The following is an 854-nucleotide window of genomic DNA, read 5'->3' on the forward strand; positions in this document are numbered from 1 at the left end:
ACCAACCGCATATGATTAAATTCCAAGTTCTCCTATACTTGAAGACATATTCAAGGAGGAGGACTTTTTTATGAAGCAAGATTTTGTCGAAGTTGATATACCGCGAACAAAGAAGCCGGTTGCTAAGCGCTCACCTCACGCTTGGCAGCTATCGTTTCACTGCACCAAGTAAAAATTAATGTCTACCAAGAAGCAGATCCCGCTTTGGTTAGTGAGATCATTAAAGCAGTAGCCGCTTATGCTGGTTAACTGGAGTGCTCCTCAGCACGTCTACATAGTTTGTGGCAAGACCGATCTGCGGAAGGGCATTGACGGTTTGGCCATGGTGATCGCAGAGAATTATGGCTTGGAATTAGGTAATGATTCGCTATTTCTATTTTGTGGCAATCGTAATGACCGCTTCAAAGGCTTATACTGGGACGGTGAAGGATTCGTCTTACTTTATAAACGCTTTGAAAATGGTGGATTACGATGGCCGCGACATCGAGAAGACGCAGTGGCATTAACCAAGAGTCAGATTAAGGCATTGTTAGAAGGTATCTCGCCACTGCCTCAGAAACGAATCAGGCCAGCTATTAAGGGACCAGGGTATTAACAAGTTCCTCTTTTATTTGCTTCCATTATCTGATAACCTAATGGTCATCAGATAATAGAGGAGGTGATTGGTAATGGCTGAGAAGATCACTTTAGAAGAAGCTTTACGTGAGAACAGAGAACTAAAGGCTAAGATCGCGGAACTGACCGAGATGGTAAACTATCTGCAAAAGCAACTTTTTGGAAAAAAAACTGAAAAATTAAGTGCTGGCCAGCTGGATCTGTTTGATGATAAAGAACAGGAAACCGCGCCAACGAAT

Annotated in this window: 2 protein-coding genes; both read left to right on the forward strand. The window is 42.9% G+C overall.

Features of this window, described 5'->3' with window-relative positions:
* Nucleotides 1-238 precede the first annotated feature (238 nt).
* On the forward strand, nt 239-595 hold the full coding sequence (tnpB, locus tag ACLUWI_RS10170) for an IS66 family insertion sequence element accessory protein TnpB (protein ID WP_412147227.1): 357 nt from the start codon (nt 239-241) through the stop codon (nt 593-595).
* 73 nt (nt 596-668) lie between these two features.
* On the forward strand, nt 669-854 hold a 186-nt coding region (locus tag ACLUWI_RS10175), incomplete at its 3' end, for a transposase domain-containing protein (RefSeq protein WP_412147228.1).

The sequence above is a fragment of the Limosilactobacillus mucosae genome, assembly GCF_046939755.1.
GTDB classification, from domain to species: Bacteria; Bacillota; Bacilli; order Lactobacillales; family Lactobacillaceae; genus Limosilactobacillus; species Limosilactobacillus mucosae_A.

Excerpts from the sequence above, each read along its gene's own strand:
- tnpB (WP_412147227.1), top strand. The coding sequence starts at position 239 with ATGCTGGTTAACTGGAGTGCTCCTCAGCACGTCTACATAGTTTGTGGC.